17 protein-coding genes and 1 tRNA gene are annotated in these 14,619 nt (G+C 43.4%); 1 reads left to right on the plus strand and 17 read right to left on the minus strand.

Features of this window, described 5'->3' with window-relative positions; translation table 11 throughout:
• Nucleotides 1-137 precede the first annotated feature (137 nt).
• From clpX to NFR88_RS13760, 7 genes are all read right to left on the minus strand, one after another.
• A complete protein-coding gene (gene clpX, locus NFR88_RS13730; RefSeq protein ID WP_160202756.1) occupies nucleotides 138-1,418 on the minus strand; it encodes an ATP-dependent Clp protease ATP-binding subunit ClpX in 1,281 nt (426 codons plus the stop codon).
• Between the two features lie 20 nt (nucleotides 1,419-1,438).
• Entirely contained in the window at nucleotides 1,439-2,020 is a 582-nt protein-coding gene (clpP, locus tag NFR88_RS13735) for an ATP-dependent Clp endopeptidase proteolytic subunit ClpP (protein ID WP_161909311.1), read from the minus strand.
• Nucleotides 2,021-2,056: 36 nt separating this feature from the next.
• Nucleotides 2,057-3,367 (minus strand): trigger factor, encoded by a 1,311-nt coding sequence (tig, locus tag NFR88_RS13740; RefSeq protein WP_251616793.1) that lies wholly within the window; start codon nucleotides 3,365-3,367, stop codon nucleotides 2,057-2,059.
• Between the two features lie 142 nt (nucleotides 3,368-3,509).
• Nucleotides 3,510-4,127, minus strand: coding sequence for a CYTH domain-containing protein (locus NFR88_RS13745; RefSeq protein ID WP_160202753.1), 618 nt, complete (start codon nucleotides 4,125-4,127; stop codon nucleotides 3,510-3,512).
• Nucleotides 4,128-4,189: 62 nt separating this feature from the next.
• On the minus strand, nucleotides 4,190-4,903 hold the full coding sequence (gene dapB / locus NFR88_RS13750; RefSeq protein WP_251616796.1) for a 4-hydroxy-tetrahydrodipicolinate reductase: 714 nt from the start codon (nucleotides 4,901-4,903) through the stop codon (nucleotides 4,190-4,192).
• Between the two features lie 32 nt (nucleotides 4,904-4,935).
• Nucleotides 4,936-6,252: a Na+/H+ antiporter NhaC family protein gene (locus NFR88_RS13755; RefSeq protein ID WP_251616801.1), complete on the minus strand. Its 1,317-nt coding sequence runs from the start codon at nucleotides 6,250-6,252 to the stop codon at nucleotides 4,936-4,938.
• A gap of 1 nt (nucleotide 6,253) precedes the next feature.
• On the minus strand, nucleotides 6,254-6,736 hold the full coding sequence (locus NFR88_RS13760) for a hypothetical protein (RefSeq protein ID WP_161909307.1): 483 nt from the start codon (nucleotides 6,734-6,736) through the stop codon (nucleotides 6,254-6,256).
• Nucleotides 6,737-6,907: 171 nt separating this feature from the next.
• Between NFR88_RS13760 and deoC the strand changes: the two genes are divergently transcribed.
• Nucleotides 6,908-7,573 (plus strand): deoxyribose-phosphate aldolase, encoded by a 666-nt coding sequence (gene deoC / locus NFR88_RS13765; protein WP_251616804.1) that lies wholly within the window; start codon nucleotides 6,908-6,910, stop codon nucleotides 7,571-7,573.
• A gap of 59 nt (nucleotides 7,574-7,632) precedes the next feature.
• On the opposite strand, the gene NFR88_RS13770 is transcribed toward deoC, so the two are convergent.
• The 10 genes from NFR88_RS13770 to NFR88_RS13815 all read right to left on the minus strand — a co-directional run bounded on the left by NFR88_RS13770 (nucleotide 7,633) and on the right by NFR88_RS13815 (nucleotide 14,538).
• A complete protein-coding gene (locus NFR88_RS13770) occupies nucleotides 7,633-8,730 on the minus strand; it encodes a hypothetical protein (RefSeq protein ID WP_251616808.1) in 1,098 nt (365 codons plus the stop codon).
• Nucleotides 8,731-9,316: 586 nt separating this feature from the next.
• A tRNA-Pro gene (locus NFR88_RS13775) sits at nucleotides 9,317-9,392 on the minus strand.
• A gap of 178 nt (nucleotides 9,393-9,570) precedes the next feature.
• The gene (locus NFR88_RS13780) at nucleotides 9,571-10,011 is read right to left on the minus strand and encodes a LytTR family DNA-binding domain-containing protein (RefSeq protein WP_160202746.1); all 441 of its coding nucleotides are present in this window, start codon (nucleotides 10,009-10,011) and stop codon (nucleotides 9,571-9,573) included.
• Between the two features lie 104 nt (nucleotides 10,012-10,115).
• Nucleotides 10,116-10,808, minus strand: a complete 693-nt coding sequence (locus tag NFR88_RS13785; protein WP_160202745.1) for a GNAT family N-acetyltransferase — start codon at nucleotides 10,806-10,808, stop codon at nucleotides 10,116-10,118.
• A gap of 39 nt (nucleotides 10,809-10,847) precedes the next feature.
• Nucleotides 10,848-11,342 (minus strand): GNAT family N-acetyltransferase, encoded by a 495-nt coding sequence (locus NFR88_RS13790; protein ID WP_160202744.1) that lies wholly within the window; start codon nucleotides 11,340-11,342, stop codon nucleotides 10,848-10,850.
• A 137-nt stretch (nucleotides 11,343-11,479) separates the two neighbouring features.
• Nucleotides 11,480-11,971 carry a flavodoxin gene (locus NFR88_RS13795; RefSeq protein WP_160202743.1) on the minus strand — a complete coding sequence of 164 codons (492 nt, stop codon included), beginning with the start codon at nucleotides 11,969-11,971 and terminating at the stop codon, nucleotides 11,480-11,482.
• A 25-nt stretch (nucleotides 11,972-11,996) separates the two neighbouring features.
• Nucleotides 11,997-12,683: a carboxymuconolactone decarboxylase family protein gene (locus NFR88_RS13800; RefSeq protein ID WP_251616812.1), complete on the minus strand. Its 687-nt coding sequence runs from the start codon at nucleotides 12,681-12,683 to the stop codon at nucleotides 11,997-11,999.
• 10 nt (nucleotides 12,684-12,693) lie between these two features.
• The gene (locus NFR88_RS13805) at nucleotides 12,694-13,074 is read right to left on the minus strand and encodes a cupin domain-containing protein (protein WP_160202793.1); all 381 of its coding nucleotides are present in this window, start codon (nucleotides 13,072-13,074) and stop codon (nucleotides 12,694-12,696) included.
• 77 nt (nucleotides 13,075-13,151) lie between these two features.
• Entirely contained in the window at nucleotides 13,152-14,297 is a 1,146-nt protein-coding gene (locus NFR88_RS13810) for an aldo/keto reductase (RefSeq protein ID WP_251616814.1), read from the minus strand.
• Nucleotides 14,287-14,538 carry a hypothetical protein gene (locus NFR88_RS13815; protein WP_160202740.1) on the minus strand — a complete coding sequence of 84 codons (252 nt, stop codon included), beginning with the start codon at nucleotides 14,536-14,538 and terminating at the stop codon, nucleotides 14,287-14,289. The genes NFR88_RS13810 and NFR88_RS13815 overlap by 11 nt, the downstream gene beginning before the upstream one ends.
• Nucleotides 14,539-14,619 lie beyond the last annotated feature (81 nt).

Raw genomic sequence — 14,619 nt, forward strand, 5'->3', positions numbered from 1 at the left:
CGAAGCGAATTGTAGTAGGTCCCCTGTCAGGAGTGCAGTGCTTTAGCACGTGGCACTCTACGACCAGTTCCCAAGAGTCAATATGATTGGCTGAGCTAGTCGTATCACTATACGAAAGGCGGCCGTCGCCGCCTGTTTTATGAGGCGTCAGCCTCGCTATTCGCATCTTTATTTTCGTCAACAATCAGCGTCGGTGCCTGACCGTTTTCGATGGTCTCCTTGGTTATGATACACTTTACGATATCATCTCTTGAAGGAATTTCAAACATGATATCATTCATCGCTTTCTCAAAAATGCTGCGCAGACCTCTTGCGCCAGTTTTTCTCTCGATTGCTTTCCTGGCAATTGCACTGACAGCCGCATCTTCAATTTCCAGTTCTACCTGATCCATTTCAAATAGCTTCTTGTACTGCTTAATCAGTGCGTTCTTAGGTTCACGCATAATCCGTACGAGAGCTTCCTCGTCCAACTCCTGCAAAGCAACCAGCACAGGCAGTCTTCCAATAAACTCCGGAATCAAGCCGAATTTCAAAAGATCCTCTGGCTGAATTTCAGAAAGCAGCTTGCTGTCTTCCTTTTTTACAGAAGTCGTCGTTTGATTAAACCCAATGACTCGCTCGCCCATTCTTCGCTGAATAATATTGCTGAGACCGTCAAAAGCGCCGCCACAGATAAAAAGTACGTTACTGGTATCAAACTGAATAAACTCCTGATGCGGATGCTTACGTCCACCCTGAGGCGGTACATTAGCAACAGTACCTTCCAGAATTTTCAACAACGCCTGCTGCACGCCCTCGCCGCTGACATCTCTAGTAATAGACGGATTGTCTGATTTTCTGGCAATCTTATCAATTTCGTCAACATAAATAATGCCCTTTTGAGCCTTTTCTATATCAAAATCTGCCGCCTGCAACAGGCGAAGCAGGATGTTTTCTACATCTTCACCAACATATCCAGCTTCCGTCAATGCTGTTGCATCAGCAATGGCAAAAGGTACATTTAGTAGCTTTGCCAATGTCTGGGCAAGCAGTGTCTTACCAGAACCTGTCGGTCCTATCATGACGATATTGCTCTTCTGCAGGTCAACATCCCTATCTGTATCGTCAGTTCTGTTAATTCTCTTATAATGATTGTATACTGCTACGGCCAGAGTCTTCTTTGCAGAATCCTGTCCAATGACATAATCAGACAGGGTATCAAAGATTTCTTTTGGTTTTGGCAGCTGATATCCCACGTGCTTGACTGGCGTCGTCATCTGTTCCTCACGCTCAGCTTGTTCTATAATGCCCAGACACATATCTACGCATTCATCACATATATAAAGACCCGGTCCTGCCACAAGACGTCTGACCTGGCTCTGCGGCTTTCCGCAAAAAGAACATCTCGCTTCTTTTTTTTCGCCAAATATTTCTGACATAAATATCCCCCTCTACTTATTTATTTGGATGAAATTACTTTATCAATCAATCCATAGGAGGCAGCGTCCTCTGCACTCATAAAGTTGTCTCTGTCGGTATCTCTTTCAATGATAGCTAAATCCTGACCTGTATTCTCGCTGAGAATTCTGTTAAGTTTCTCCCTTGTCTTCAAAATCCAATCAGCATGAATCTTGATATCAGAAGCCTGCCCTTTTGCTCCGCCCAGCGGCTGATGAATCATCACCTCCGCATTAGGAAGCGCAAATCTCTTACCTTTTTTCCCTGAGGACAGAAGGAATGCACCCATGCTGGCTGCAAGACCCACACAAATGGTGGAAACATCGCATTTAATATACTGCATGGTGTCATAAATAGCCATGCCGGCGGTTACAGAACCGCCGGGGCTATTAATGTAAATACAAATATCTTTCTCAGGGTCCTCTGCTTCTAAGAACAGCAGCTGTGCTACCACCAGACTGGCGATTTGGTCGTTAATCTCATCTGCCAGAAAAATAATTCTGTCCTTTAACAGTCTTGAATAAATGTCGTAAGAGCGCTCTCCTCTACCAGTCTGTTCAATTACATATGGTACTAAAGCCATTCTTTTGTGTCCCCCTTATTTCTGTTTGTTTATATTTTAAGCTTCTTCAGCTTTCTTCTCAACCTTGTTTACTTTTGCCTTGTCATACAGCATGTCGATTACTTTCTTCAACTGGATGTCCTTTTTGAAGAAGGTCAGGTTGTCAGTGCCGATCATCTCTCTGATCTGCGCTACATCTACATTGTATGCGTTAGCCATGTCTTTCAGTTCAGTTTCCATTTCTTCTTCGGAAACTTCTACCTTTTCGGCTTCAACGATAGACATCAGAACTAATCTGGTTCCAACCTTCTTAGCTGCGTCTTCTCTCAATTCTTCTCTGAAATCCTTAGGCTCTTTCTGTAAGAACTGCAGATACTGTTCTAAAGAAAGTCCCTGATATCTCAGCTGGTGATCCAGTTCCTGCGCCATTCTGTCGATTTCGTCCTCTACCATAACAGCCGGCACTTCCGGTTTGTTTGCTTCGTAAACTTTTTCGATGACAGCGTCTTTTGCAGCGTTCAGAGCCATTGCATCAGCGTTTGTCTGTAGTCTTTCCTCAGTTGCTTTCTTTAATTCATCCAAAGTGTCATATTCACTGACATCTTTTGCGAATTCATCATCAAGCTCAGGAAGTTCTTCCACTTTGATTTCGTGGATATGGCAGTGGAAGACTGCTTCTTTTCCTGCAAGATCAGGCGCGTGATACTCTTCAGGGAACGTTACTGTTACATCCTTGTCCTCTCCTGCGTTAACGCCAACCAGCTGTTCTTCAAATCCCGGAATAAACATACCGGAGCCAATCTTCAGTTCCTGTCTTTCTGCAGTGCCGCCTTCAAACTGTTCTTCGCCTATAAAGCCAGAGTAATCTAAAATTACAGTGTCACCATCTTCAACGGGTCTTTCAGCTACGACCATTCTTGCGTTTCTCTTCTGCAGCATTTCGATTTCTCTATCCACATCTTCTGCTGCAACAGTCTGAATGACTTCTTCTACCTCTACACCCAGATAATCTTTTACATCTACTACTGGATATACTGCTACAGTAATAGTGATAGTGAGCGGCTTTCCTTTTCCGATTTCGGAAAATTCAGCAGCAGGACTGTCGATGACTTCCAGCTGCAGCTCACGGATCGCTTCTGGATAGTTTTCCTGGAACATGTTGTTAATTGCATCCTCAAAGAATACGCCTTCGCCATAGTGCTTCTCGATGATACTTCTAGGCGCTTTGCCCTTTCTGAAACCATCTATCATAAACTGATTTTTAGATGCCTGATAAGCCTTAACGACTGCAGCCTCAAATTCTTCCGCAGTAAAATCCATAGTAAACTTTACCTGGTTATTCTCTTTGGAAATAAAAGTTGTTTTCATTGATATATATCCTCCTAAAATTATAGCAAGTTCATTAGCTCTACATTCAATTCTGAACATAGAATGCATATTATTATACACTTTTTGGCGCATAAAGTAAAGGATTCTAACAAAAATGACTGCTAAAAACAGTCATTTTTCTTTAAATGAGGTCTAATCCTCTCTTATATTTGCTTCTATCTTCCGCCAAAAGATCATATTTTGCAGAAATTCTTTGTCCCAAAGCAATCATATCCTCTTCATCACCGGAATAAAGCTCAATTTCCATTTCAGAAATCGGTGCAGTGTTTTCTCCACAAATAATCTTACCTACATCGATGGAAAGCTCGCTGATAGATCTTCCAGTATCAATTCTCACCTGTCTGCGCACAAAGTATATATCCATCAATGGAACCAGAGTTCTCTTTCCAACCAAATCTACCAGCACCTGACACATCTCGCTCTGATCGAAAATCTGAATATCCGGTATAGTCAGCTTAGACTCATCATCTACCGGCACGTTGATTTCTTCTCTCTTGTGCATACCTTCATCACTGGAACCGTTCCATTTCAATGTCGCAATCAGCTTGCTTCCTTCTTTTCTAACGCGAAAAGCGATTCCTTCCCTGAAAAGCCTTCTATCTTCAGTATCGAAATATACTGCATGCATTTCAAGTTCTTCTTCTGTATCCTTATCTTTAATGCTTTCCAGATAAGGGTCATGCAAAATTTTTTTAATGACTTCCTCATCTTTTACCGCATATTTCAGTTCAATTTCCATAGTTTCCTCTCATCTCACGGATTTTGTCACAACCTATGTTCTACCACAAATCTCATCGAAAGTCAATAGAATACCTCTTCGATAAAATACAGACCCGGCTTTCTGCCTGTCAGCCACTGTGCCGCTTCAATAGCACCTTTGGCAAAAATCGTTTTTGAAAAAGCAGTATGTTTAATCTCTATCACTTCGTCTTTCATAGCAAAAATAACGGTATGTTCTCCAAAAATTGTACCGCCGCGAACGCTGTGAATACCTATTTCGTTTCTTCTCTTCTCCTCGCCGCAGCGACCGTATTTGCGTTCCCGTTCTCCCAAGGGATCGCAGACCTTAGCTAGCGCAAGCGCCGTGCCGCTGGGCGAATCCACTTTCTGATTGTGATGTTTCTCGATGATCTCCATATCGGAACAGTCCGACAAAAGCGGCACCGCATAGCCTACAATCTTTTTTAAAGAATTGATGCCATAAGAAAAGTTGGAACTTTTAATAATCGGCGCAGATTCTGCCAAACGCCGAATTTTCTCCTCTTCTTCCTCTGTATAGCCTGTTGTTGCAAAAACTGCACCAACGCGACCTTTTCGCTCTTCAATATAACGGCAAATTCCGTCTAAGGCACCAGGGTGACTAAAATCAATGACAACATCTGGTTCTTTAATATCCTCTAGTCTCTCTCCCAATGCAGGTTCAATATTATACACCTTATCGATACCAGGATTCTGCAGTGCCATATCTCTGACAATACGCCCCATAGTACCGGTTCCTACGATTGCAAGATTCATAGGTTCATCTCCTTTCACGTATAATATCCAGTTTATTCTTTTGTGAAAGGATTTGATACTTTTTTCTGGATTCCATAACAAATCGGCACCAGATACAAATAAAAGCTAAAGGTAATTGCTCCAATCCCCACCTGCATAAATCCAAGAGGTACGGTACAGGCAATCGCCCATGGAACAGTCCCCGCCAGCAAAATCACCGAATTTTCAAGGTCGATGGCAAGTTCTTCTTTTGTTGCAGAAAGCGCCTCATATGGTTTCTTCAAAAAATCGCAGCACATCATCGATGCGATAGTTTGATTGCAGAAAATCCCAAGAAAGCCATAAGAAATCAGCACCATAGTAGGAAATCTTCCAATTTTCTTTGCAACGAAGAGAATTTTCTCCTGCAGCACACCCAGCATGTCCGTTCCCGTAAAGATACCCGAATAGGTACTGGAAAGCGACACGATACACACAATCTCTATCATGGAAAGCATGCCACCGCCATCTAATATTTTTCCAAGGCCTCCTTCGCCGGTATATCCAAAAATCAACGTGTGAAGCAGAGTCTGCAAAGACATATCCTCACAAAACAGACTGACCACACTGCCGCTTGCAATACTGACAAGCATAGCATAAATGACTGGAACCTTCAAAAGTGGCAGTACCAACATACAAAGCGCCGGCACTACAGCCCATATGGAAAGGCTAAATTCACTTTCCAGATTATGTAAAAAGCTTTGATCCACTGTCTGAATCGGATTTGTAAAGGAAAGCACGCTATAAATCCCCAAAGTTAGAACCAGCGGCATCCATGCGGTCTTTGCCATCCTCTTTACATTAGCAAGCAACTCCGTTTCCGTGATGGTAGCCACCAGAATTGCACTGGACGATACAGGAGAACCTCTGTCCCCAAAGTAAATACCGCTCATCACCGCTCCAGCAGTCAAAAACTCGTCGACACCGCCCGCCCTTGCCAAAGCAATAAAAATGACGCCAACCGTGCCTGCCACGCCAAAAGATGTGCCCAAAGCATAGGAAAGCAGACAGCACAATGCAAAGGTGATAATCAAAAAAATCGCCGGCGTAATCATCTTAATTCCATAATAAACAAAAAAGGAAATAGTTCCTGCTGAGCGCCAGACCGCCGTAATAAAGCCGATGATAAACATAATCTCAATAACTATCAGCGCATCCTTCAAACCATCCGCTCCCATCTTAGCGATTTCGCTAAGAGCAAAGCCCTTCCTTTTTCCTACAATCGTAAAAGCAATCAGCCCAATAAAAAGAGCAATTACCATGGTGTACCCCGTAATGATACACCAGACCATCGCTCCAATAAATACGATAAAGCCAATCAGTAAATCCATCCTAGTCTCTATCTCCTTTGCGTCTTCTTAGCAGTTCATCGATAAGCTGTTCGTTGAGTTTCTTTTGCATTTCGCGAAGAGAAGCAGCCTCCGGCATATCTGTCATTTGCATAACCCATAGGTACTTCTTCAAATCACACTGCTCAATACGTCTTGCAATAGCGCTGTGAATTGCCATCGCTCTTTCCTTCGCATTGATTAAATAAACTCGCGCAATAATACCGCCGCGCATTCTCTTAATCTCAATAAAACTGTCTACATTTCCCGCTGTGGAAATTGCCTCTTTGATTTCTCTCGCAATAGTCTGCCCAATAATCCTGGACTGTTCCTTTTGCATGAGTACCCAAAAAGACACTGCCGCAATGGTACCCAAGCAAATACCCGCTATGTCTCCAAAGCTTTCCCTGGTCGCAAAGAGCATAATATATCCGAGCGGAAGGCCAAGCCATTTCATCATTCCAATTATTTTAACTGCTTTTTCCATACTAACCCTCTTGTCTTTTCATTTTCAATTTCCTCATTATTATATGCCCTATCGACATCAATGTCAAAGAAAAATACAAAAGTTATCATATCCAGTTTTTTTGTCTTAATGTAAGAGAAAAAATGTGGTAAAATAAGGACATAGAAAATCGAAATTTTGGAGGCTCCCTGTATGAAACTTAATCAATATTTTGACCATACACAACTAAAACCGGATGCAACTGAAGATCAGATTGCTACCCTTTGCCGTGAAGCAAAAGACTACGGCTTTTATTCCGTCTGCGTCAACTCTTCTTACGTTTCCTTTGCTGCCAGCCAGCTTTCTGACAGCGATGTAAAAATCGCAGCTGTCGTAGGATTTCCGCTCGGCGCCTGCACCACTGCTTCTAAGGTCTTTGAAACGGAAGAAGCCTGCAAAGCTGGTGCAAAGGAAATTGATATGGTTCTCCATGTAGGCATGCTAAAATCAGGAAAATACGATTACGTCAGAGATGATATAGCCGCAGTGGTTTCTGCCGCTGCCGCATATGAGGCTGCCGTAAAAGTAATTTTAGAAACCTGCCTTCTAACCGACGAAAAAATCATCACAGCCTGCCATCTGGCGCAAGCTGCCGGTGCAGCCTTTGTGAAAACTTCAACCGGCTTCAGCAGCGGTGGTGCCACCGAACATCACATTCGTCTGATGCGGCAGACCGTTGGCAGTTCCATGGGTGTCAAAGCCTCTGGCGGTATCAGAACCTATGCCGATGTAAAAAAAATGATTGCTTCCGGCGCTGACAGAATCGGCGCAAGTGCCAGTGTTTCTATTATGAAAGAGGCTGCCTTAGAAACAAAATAACCCCATACGATTTCGCCGATTTCGTACGGATTGACCGCGTATAGACAAAAACAGGAGCCTTACGACTCCTGTTCTTCTTTGTAATAACGGTTTAAATATAACAAATATCCCGTTCTATTTTTAATACTTTTTCCCGTATACGGGTTGATATATCCGATTACTTCGTTCACAGACGGAAACTGATAATACTCTAGTACCGCCTCAACCTGAGAAAATATGTCATCGCTGTCGCTTACATAAAATGAGTCGACTCTCCCATACAAATTCCTGCACAAATCCGCTATCGTACTGTAATCTGTGTAGCGCTCTGCAAACTTATCTGCTGCTTTCTGCAGTCTCTCCTCATCATCGTCAACCTCTACGATGTCATCAGTAATTTCCAAGTCGTAAAAGATAACACTGCGTACACTTTCTGCAATACTCTGTACTTCCCAGTCTTCGTCACTGTAATCTGATGTCGAATAGACCGTATCCCAGTTATCATCGTAGTAGTTTGTATCGCTTCCATCACACATACTGAATAATGAAACTGCGATGATTAAAAGGATACCTGCGATTACTTTCAGTCCGGAGCCGTCAAAGTTACCTTCAGCATGCCCGCTGCTATTCTGACTCCTGGCAGCCGCATCTCCAAGAGACGGCGGCTGCGTCGCATCTTCCTGCGATGCATTTGCTTCTCCGAAGTTTTCTTTTAGATTTTCTTTTATACTATCTCGAAATTCCTCCGCCTTTGTCTTGAAAGCAGATAAGTCCGGCGTCTTAAATTCTCGCTTTTCACTACTGTTAGAGTTTACCTCTTCCCGTTCCAGTCTCAGCTTCTGCAGCGGATGAAATTCTTCCCCTTCCATCTCCTGCCGTCTTTTCTCATACTGCGGTTCCTTTGCTTTTCTGCGGTCTCTTTGCGCTTTATCTTCGTCCGCCTCCCGCATTCTGGTCAGCGTTCTTTCCGAAAGATCAGTGCCCCCTGGACTTCCACCGGCTCTTTGATATGCTCTGGCATACGCTTCGTTCAGTTCCGCAATCTTTCTTCTGACATACTCCGGATCGTCCTCATAATCAGCGCTTTTATATTTTGTCAGCCGCTTCGCGTAGGCCGCCTTTACCTGCTCCTTCGTAGCGTCCTCTCTCAGTCCTAATAATGCAAAATTTCTATCCATCACTTACCTCTTTTGCTTCTGGGAAAACTTGCTTCGTTTAGTCGTATTATATAATAATTTCTTCATCGCTGCAATAGCTTTCACCGTTCATTGCACGGCAAACACACGAAAAATATAACATTGACAAAATCCTTATTATTGCAACATACTGTTGAGCGCCAACTTCAACATTTTTTATCTAAATTCTTGCGTTCGCTCTCATGAAAATGCCAACTCCGCCAAGAAAATTTTTGATTCTTGCGTTAATCGGGCGGTTTGCTTCTTTTCATTTTGAAAAAACGCCAACCGTATTTCAATTTTTGCGAAATATTGCGTGCAAACGCAAGAATCTCGAAAAAAACTTTGATGTTGGCGCTACGCTTCCGCATTCCGGTCAGCCAGGGATTTCGCTAACAAAAGCTGGTACACTTTGACCTTGCTGCGTGAGTTCAGATGGTGGATTTTTGACAGCTAACGCAATCTTTCATGCGTTTGCAATGCCGCAGTCAAGGATAAAAATATGCGAATGATAGATTTGCACAACGCATTTCCGACATAAAAAAACTGCCGACCATACTGATTACTCAATATCTTCGGCAGTTTACATTGGTCGGAGTAGTCAGGCTCGAACTGACGGCCTCTGCGTCCCGAACACAGCGCGCTACCAACTGCGCCATACCCCGTCGCCAACATATAATATTATAACATAGTTTTTCAAAAAGAAAAGAGGGAAATTTATAATTCTCATAAATTTCCCCGTTCACGTCTGCACCATTATCAGCATTTTTGCCCTAAATGGTGCAATCTATTATTTCATTTTGCAGTAGCCTCTTTGCATTTTCGATATCTTCTGGCATGAATCTAAATACCCAAAATTCGTTTAATATGCGCTACATTGCGCCTCGACGCGAAAACATTTTCTCCATTGGTCAGCGTCATGCAAATGGTGCCGCTAAAGCTTAAATCCAGCTTTGCGATATGCTTTAGGTTTACAATTTCTGAATTGGAAATACGCAGAAACAACTTCTGATCCAGCCTTCCCTCAAGTTCATAAAGTCTCAGCCTGATTACAAATTCCCCCTCCAAAGTCTGCGCGAAGACCTTTTGTTCCAGTGCGTAAAATCTAACGATATCTTTCGGATCAAGCAAATAAACCATGTCGTCCAAAAATCCCGCCAGCAGATTCTGCTTTGCACTGGACAACCTTTGAATCAGTTCGTGAATTTCTTCCGTCATACAGCTGGTTCTAATGGTGACTTCTGATTCGGTGCAAACTTCGTCTATTTCTATTTTAATCTCCACCTGTGCAACCTCCTTATTCTGCTAATCGGTATATTTTAGCATTTTCTCTATCAAAGCTCTCCCGATTTTTGATAAGTGGTCGCTTTTCCCCTACAATTGGCATTTTATAGTAGCCAAGTGATAGTCTCCTTTGAAATTTCAAATCCTAGCTTTCTTTGCAATGCTTCAGAAGCTTCATTGCCGATGACGATTTCTCCATAAGGGATGTCGCCTTTGTCAATCATGTAGTTGATCATAAACCGTTCCAGCGCCTCGCCATAGCCGCGTCTCTGATATGTCGGAAAAATATCCAAAAGGCCCAGACTGCCATCCAGGTGATTTCCCGAAAATCCTACAAAGTCCTCGCCTGCAAAGGCGCAGAATAAATTGCCGCGGCGGCTGATTTCGTCTACTTCTTCCGGTGGAATGGTATGATAAACTTCTTTAATTTTCGCAATATATTCCGCGTTTGCGCGCTCAATACGCAGGTCTGTCTCAAGTTCCACTTTTTCCTTAGAAAAGCGCGCGACCTTCTTGCATGGAAAAAAAGTGTACAATCCAAACTTCTCTGAAGCGTAAGGTACCAGTTCCTCCTGGCACAAAACAAGCTGATAGCAGTCTGTAATGCAGTCTATCAGGTCTTTCCCCTTTTCTAAACTTGCGGCTGCCAGCATGTGAACATTACTACTTTGATCCAAAAGCAGCACCCCATCCTCTGAGGCGTCTAAAAACTCAGCTGTACCCCTGCGAATGGATTCTAGCATGGCAATATGCAGCAATCTATTTTTTTCCAAATATTGAATCGCTTTATCCTTCATAGTTTTACCTCTCTTATATATTGTTACCACAAACTAAGGTTACTGCAGTCTATATCGATATCGAATTTCGCGCAGGTTTTTACCGCCAATACAATCCTCAAAAACATCATCCGTCTGCTGAAAACCGAACTTCTCATAAAAACGCCTCGCACTGACATTTTCCTCAAGAACCCACAAAAATGCTTCTTCATATCCCTGTGCCTTCAACTCCATAACAACGGATTCTAAAAGAATCTTTCCATAACCCTTTCCCATATAATCGGGCAACAGATAGATTGAGATGATCTCTCCCTGCTCTGCAAACTGTTCAAAACGAGACTTACAGAAGCTACTGGTTCCCATAATTTCTCCATATTCTATTAAAACCATTGTCTCCCATCCCTCACAATCCAGATTTTGCGCCCACTTTCCTGTAGGAATCGAATCCAAATAGTCCTGCGGGATTATGCCGCGATAGGTATACTTCCAGCTTTCCTCGTATACTTTACTGATTGCCACTCTGTCATCGTCTGCTTTGATGTAGCGTACTTCCATACAATCCCTCCTCTGTTTTTTTATTTTATCATAAACAGATTCCTGATTCAAGCAGGATACCGTACCTATTCACAGCGAAGCAATATAAAATCCCTATCTGCACACTCTTTCCGCATCGATAGGGATTTCTTTTTCAATTACTTTTTTTCGAGATTGATCTCAGAAAGCCACGCTGCGACCTCTGCTTCTCTTACTCTGCCCGGCAAAAGCCTGCCTGGCAGCCATTTTGCAGAGCCTTTGCAAACAGCTTGTAAATCAGCCTCAGTTCCGCCCAGACCACTGCCGCCGGATGTAGCAAATACAGCAATCTGCTTTCCTGAAAAGTCATAACTTTCCAAAAATGTTTCGATAATTCTTGGCGCTGTATACCACCAAATTGGAAAGCCTATCAGCACTGTATCGTAGCCTTCCATGCCGCTGACCATGTCCGCAATGGCAGGTCTTGCAGCTTTGTCGTTCATTTCCACGGTACTGCGGGATTTTTTATCCATCCAGTTTAAATCTGCAGAGGTGTACGGCACTTCCGGCTTAATTTCATATAAATCACCGCCGCAAGCTTCTGCAGTCTTCTTTGCAACGCCTGCAGTCACCCCACTGGCAGAAAAATACGCAACTAAAGTTTTACTCATTATTAATTACTCCTTTTATCTTCTTTTATTTACATACCTCTTCAATGCATGTAAGAGCATTGAGGGTTCTCGGATAGCCGATATACGGCAGACATGTGGTTACCGTCTCAATCAAAAGCTTCTTAGTATTTCCCACAGATAAATTTCCTGCGGCATGGGCTTTTGCCTGAGGATCGCAGCCACCGATAGAAATGATTGCCGTAAAAGTAAGGAGCTCGCGAACCTTTAAATCCAAATATCCCCGTGTATAATAGTCACCAAAGCGGTTAGCAGACAGGCAGTCCTGTATATGTTTTGTTTCTGCAGGAGCACTTTCTCTCATCCTACGAATTTGATCGCCGAAAATACTAATCTGCACAGCCAGCCCTTTCTCAAATCGTGTATCTGCCGTTGTCTCAGACATATCTTCCCCCTGCGGCTCTATACCAAGCGCGCAAAGAGTCTCATTGACTACTGCAAGGGCTGCACTGACTCTTGGATATCCGATGTACGGCGCTGCCTGATACATCGCCTCTTTGATTTCTGTCACAGATACTCCTGCAGCAATACACGCCTGCACCTTTTCGGGAATCTCCTGTAAGGTCTGAATTGCTGTCAAACAAACCAACCCAACCATGCCTCGGAGTTTGCCATCCGCTAAACCATACTCTGCAATTTCATTTTCAAAAAAAGCTTTTTGTATTTCATAAAAGCTGCTATCGTACTCCTTCATAATGCGTCTCCTATTTCAGTTTTCCATACTCCTCATCGGAAACCGGTTCCAGCCACTCATTGCTACCGTTTTCAGCAGGCACCTCGATAGCAAGATGCGCAAACCAGCTGTCCTTTGCCGCACCGTGCCAATGTTTTACACCCCTTGGAATATTCACCACATCGCCGGGATGAAGCTCTCTTGCTTCTTCGCCCCACGCCTGATAATAACCGCGCCCTGCCGTTACCAGCAAAATCTGTCCGCCTCCTTTATCGGCATGGTGAATATGCCAGTTGTTGCGGCAACCCGGCTCAAAGGTCACGTTACCGATGACAACCTGCTTCAACGACAGCATATTCAAATAGCTCTGTCCCGTAAAATACTGTGCAAAACCATCATTTGTATTTCCCATAGGAAATATGGATAACTCTTTTCTTTCCACTTTCTTAACCTCCGTCTATTCTTTTCAGCCCAATCTTCTGCCTGCTCTTACATGCCCAAAGCCCCTACGAATTCTTTCATTGCCTGGGAAATTTTAATCTGCTGCGGACATACAGCCTCGCAGCTTCCGCATCCGATACATGCACTCGGCTGTTTTTCCTTTTCCACAGCAGAAAGCGCCATCGGCGCGATGAAACTCATACCTCCTGCCAAAGTGGTTGAACGATGCTCATTATACAGAGAAAGCAGATACGGAATATCAAGACCCTGCGGACAGTGAGTCGTACAGTAACGACATTCAGTGCAAGGTAGCGCCACCTTTGCCGCCATCTCATCTGCAATTTTCTGCAGTACTCTCTGCTCATTCTGATTCAAAGACTTTTCAGTCTCAAAAGTTTCGATATTTGCAAGAAGCTGCTCCATGTTTGACATGCCGGAAAGGATCATCGTAACCTCCGGAATGGATTGCAGGAATCTGAAAGCCCAAGATACCGCAGTTTCGTCAGGACGAAGTGCAGCTAATTTTGCAGTTTCCTCTTCGGTGAGGTTTGCAAGTCTACCACCGCGCAGAGGTTCCATCACCCATACGGGAATTTCATATTCTTTCAAAAGTTCCAGCTTTGCCTGCGCATCCTGGAACTTCAAATCCAGATAGTTCAGCTGAATCTGACAAAACTCCATCTCTTTGCCGTACTTTTCCAAAAATCGTCTCATTACAGGAGCTTCTCCGTGAGCAGAAAATCCTAAATGTTTAATTCTTCCATTTTGCTTCTGCTCCATCAAATATGCAAAGATGCCATGACTTTCGTCCAAATATGCGTCAATATTCATCTCGCACACATTGTGGAATAAATAAAAATCGAAATGGTCAGCCCTGCACTTTTCCAGCTGCTTCTCAAAAATCTCTTCGACTTTATCCATGTTAGAAAGGTCGTAGCCGGGAAACTTTGTCGCAAGGTAGAAGCTGTCTCTCGGATATTCTGAAAGAATTTCTCCCATAATCAGTTCAGAGTTTCCCTCGTGATAGCCCCATGCTGTATCGTAATAGTTGATTCCTTTTTTCATCGCCTCGCTGACCATAGCAGATGCTGCCTGTTTGTCAATTTCAGCATCCTTTCCGTCCACGGTCGGAAGCCGCATAGCGCCAAAGCCTAAAGCTGACAATTTTAAGTCCTGAAAATCTTTATAGATCATGTTCCTTCTCCTTTTTCTGTTTTTTTATGGTGTAAATGAGATAATCGAGGCAATCCAATTTCTTCTGCTCTTCATGAACCTGCTCTAAAAGCTGGCACCTGTATCTGCATAAAATCTGCAGCCGTCTGTCGTATTCTCTTTCTCCACAGCATGCCAAAACCTGTTCGATGGTCGCATTGCTACATCCTGCATCTTCCAGATTTTGAAGCAGCCCTGTATCACATGCCCTCTGCTCTTTCATTTGTTCGCCTCCTTCATTTCCATTATACTTACGCATCTTTCTAATAACAAATACTTATAAAGAATACTCTCATATAGACAA

The organism is Senimuribacter intestinalis (assembly GCF_943192965.1).
Classification (GTDB): domain Bacteria; phylum Bacillota; class Clostridia; order Peptostreptococcales; family Anaerovoracaceae; genus Senimuribacter; species Senimuribacter intestinalis.

Excerpts from the sequence above, each read along its gene's own strand:
- deoC (WP_251616804.1), top strand. The coding sequence starts at position 6,908 with ATGAAACTTAATCAATATTTTGACCATACACAACTAAAACCGGATGCA.
- NFR88_RS13760 (WP_161909307.1), bottom strand. The coding sequence starts at position 6,736 with ATGGAAAAAGCAGTTAAAATAATTGGAATGATGAAATGGCTTGGCCTT.
- NFR88_RS13800 (WP_251616812.1), bottom strand. The coding sequence starts at position 12,683 with ATGAAGGAGTACGATAGCAGCTTTTATGAAATACAAAAAGCTTTTTTT.
- NFR88_RS13805 (WP_160202793.1), bottom strand. The coding sequence starts at position 13,074 with ATGGGAAATACAAATGATGGTTTTGCACAGTATTTTACGGGACAGAGC.
- clpX (WP_160202756.1), bottom strand. The coding sequence starts at position 1,418 with ATGTCAGAAATATTTGGCGAAAAAAAAGAAGCGAGATGTTCTTTTTGC.
- clpP (WP_161909311.1), bottom strand. The coding sequence starts at position 2,020 with ATGGCTTTAGTACCATATGTAATTGAACAGACTGGTAGAGGAGAGCGC.
- tig (WP_251616793.1), bottom strand. The coding sequence starts at position 3,367 with ATGAAAACAACTTTTATTTCCAAAGAGAATAACCAGGTAAAGTTTACT.
- NFR88_RS13745 (WP_160202753.1), bottom strand. The coding sequence starts at position 4,127 with ATGGAAATTGAACTGAAATATGCGGTAAAAGATGAGGAAGTCATTAAA.
- NFR88_RS13795 (WP_160202743.1), bottom strand. The coding sequence starts at position 11,971 with ATGAGTAAAACTTTAGTTGCGTATTTTTCTGCCAGTGGGGTGACTGCA.
- NFR88_RS13770 (WP_251616808.1), bottom strand. The coding sequence starts at position 8,730 with ATGGATAGAAATTTTGCATTATTAGGACTGAGAGAGGACGCTACGAAG.
- NFR88_RS13810 (WP_251616814.1), bottom strand. The coding sequence starts at position 14,297 with ATGATCTATAAAGATTTTCAGGACTTAAAATTGTCAGCTTTAGGCTTT.
- dapB (WP_251616796.1), bottom strand. The coding sequence starts at position 4,903 with ATGAATCTTGCAATCGTAGGAACCGGTACTATGGGGCGTATTGTCAGA.
- NFR88_RS13790 (WP_160202744.1), bottom strand. The coding sequence starts at position 11,342 with ATGGAAGTACGCTACATCAAAGCAGACGATGACAGAGTGGCAATCAGT.
- NFR88_RS13785 (WP_160202745.1), bottom strand. The coding sequence starts at position 10,808 with ATGAAGGATAAAGCGATTCAATATTTGGAAAAAAATAGATTGCTGCAT.
- NFR88_RS13755 (WP_251616801.1), bottom strand. The coding sequence starts at position 6,252 with ATGGATTTACTGATTGGCTTTATCGTATTTATTGGAGCGATGGTCTGG.
- NFR88_RS13815 (WP_160202740.1), bottom strand. The coding sequence starts at position 14,538 with ATGAAAGAGCAGAGGGCATGTGATACAGGGCTGCTTCAAAATCTGGAA.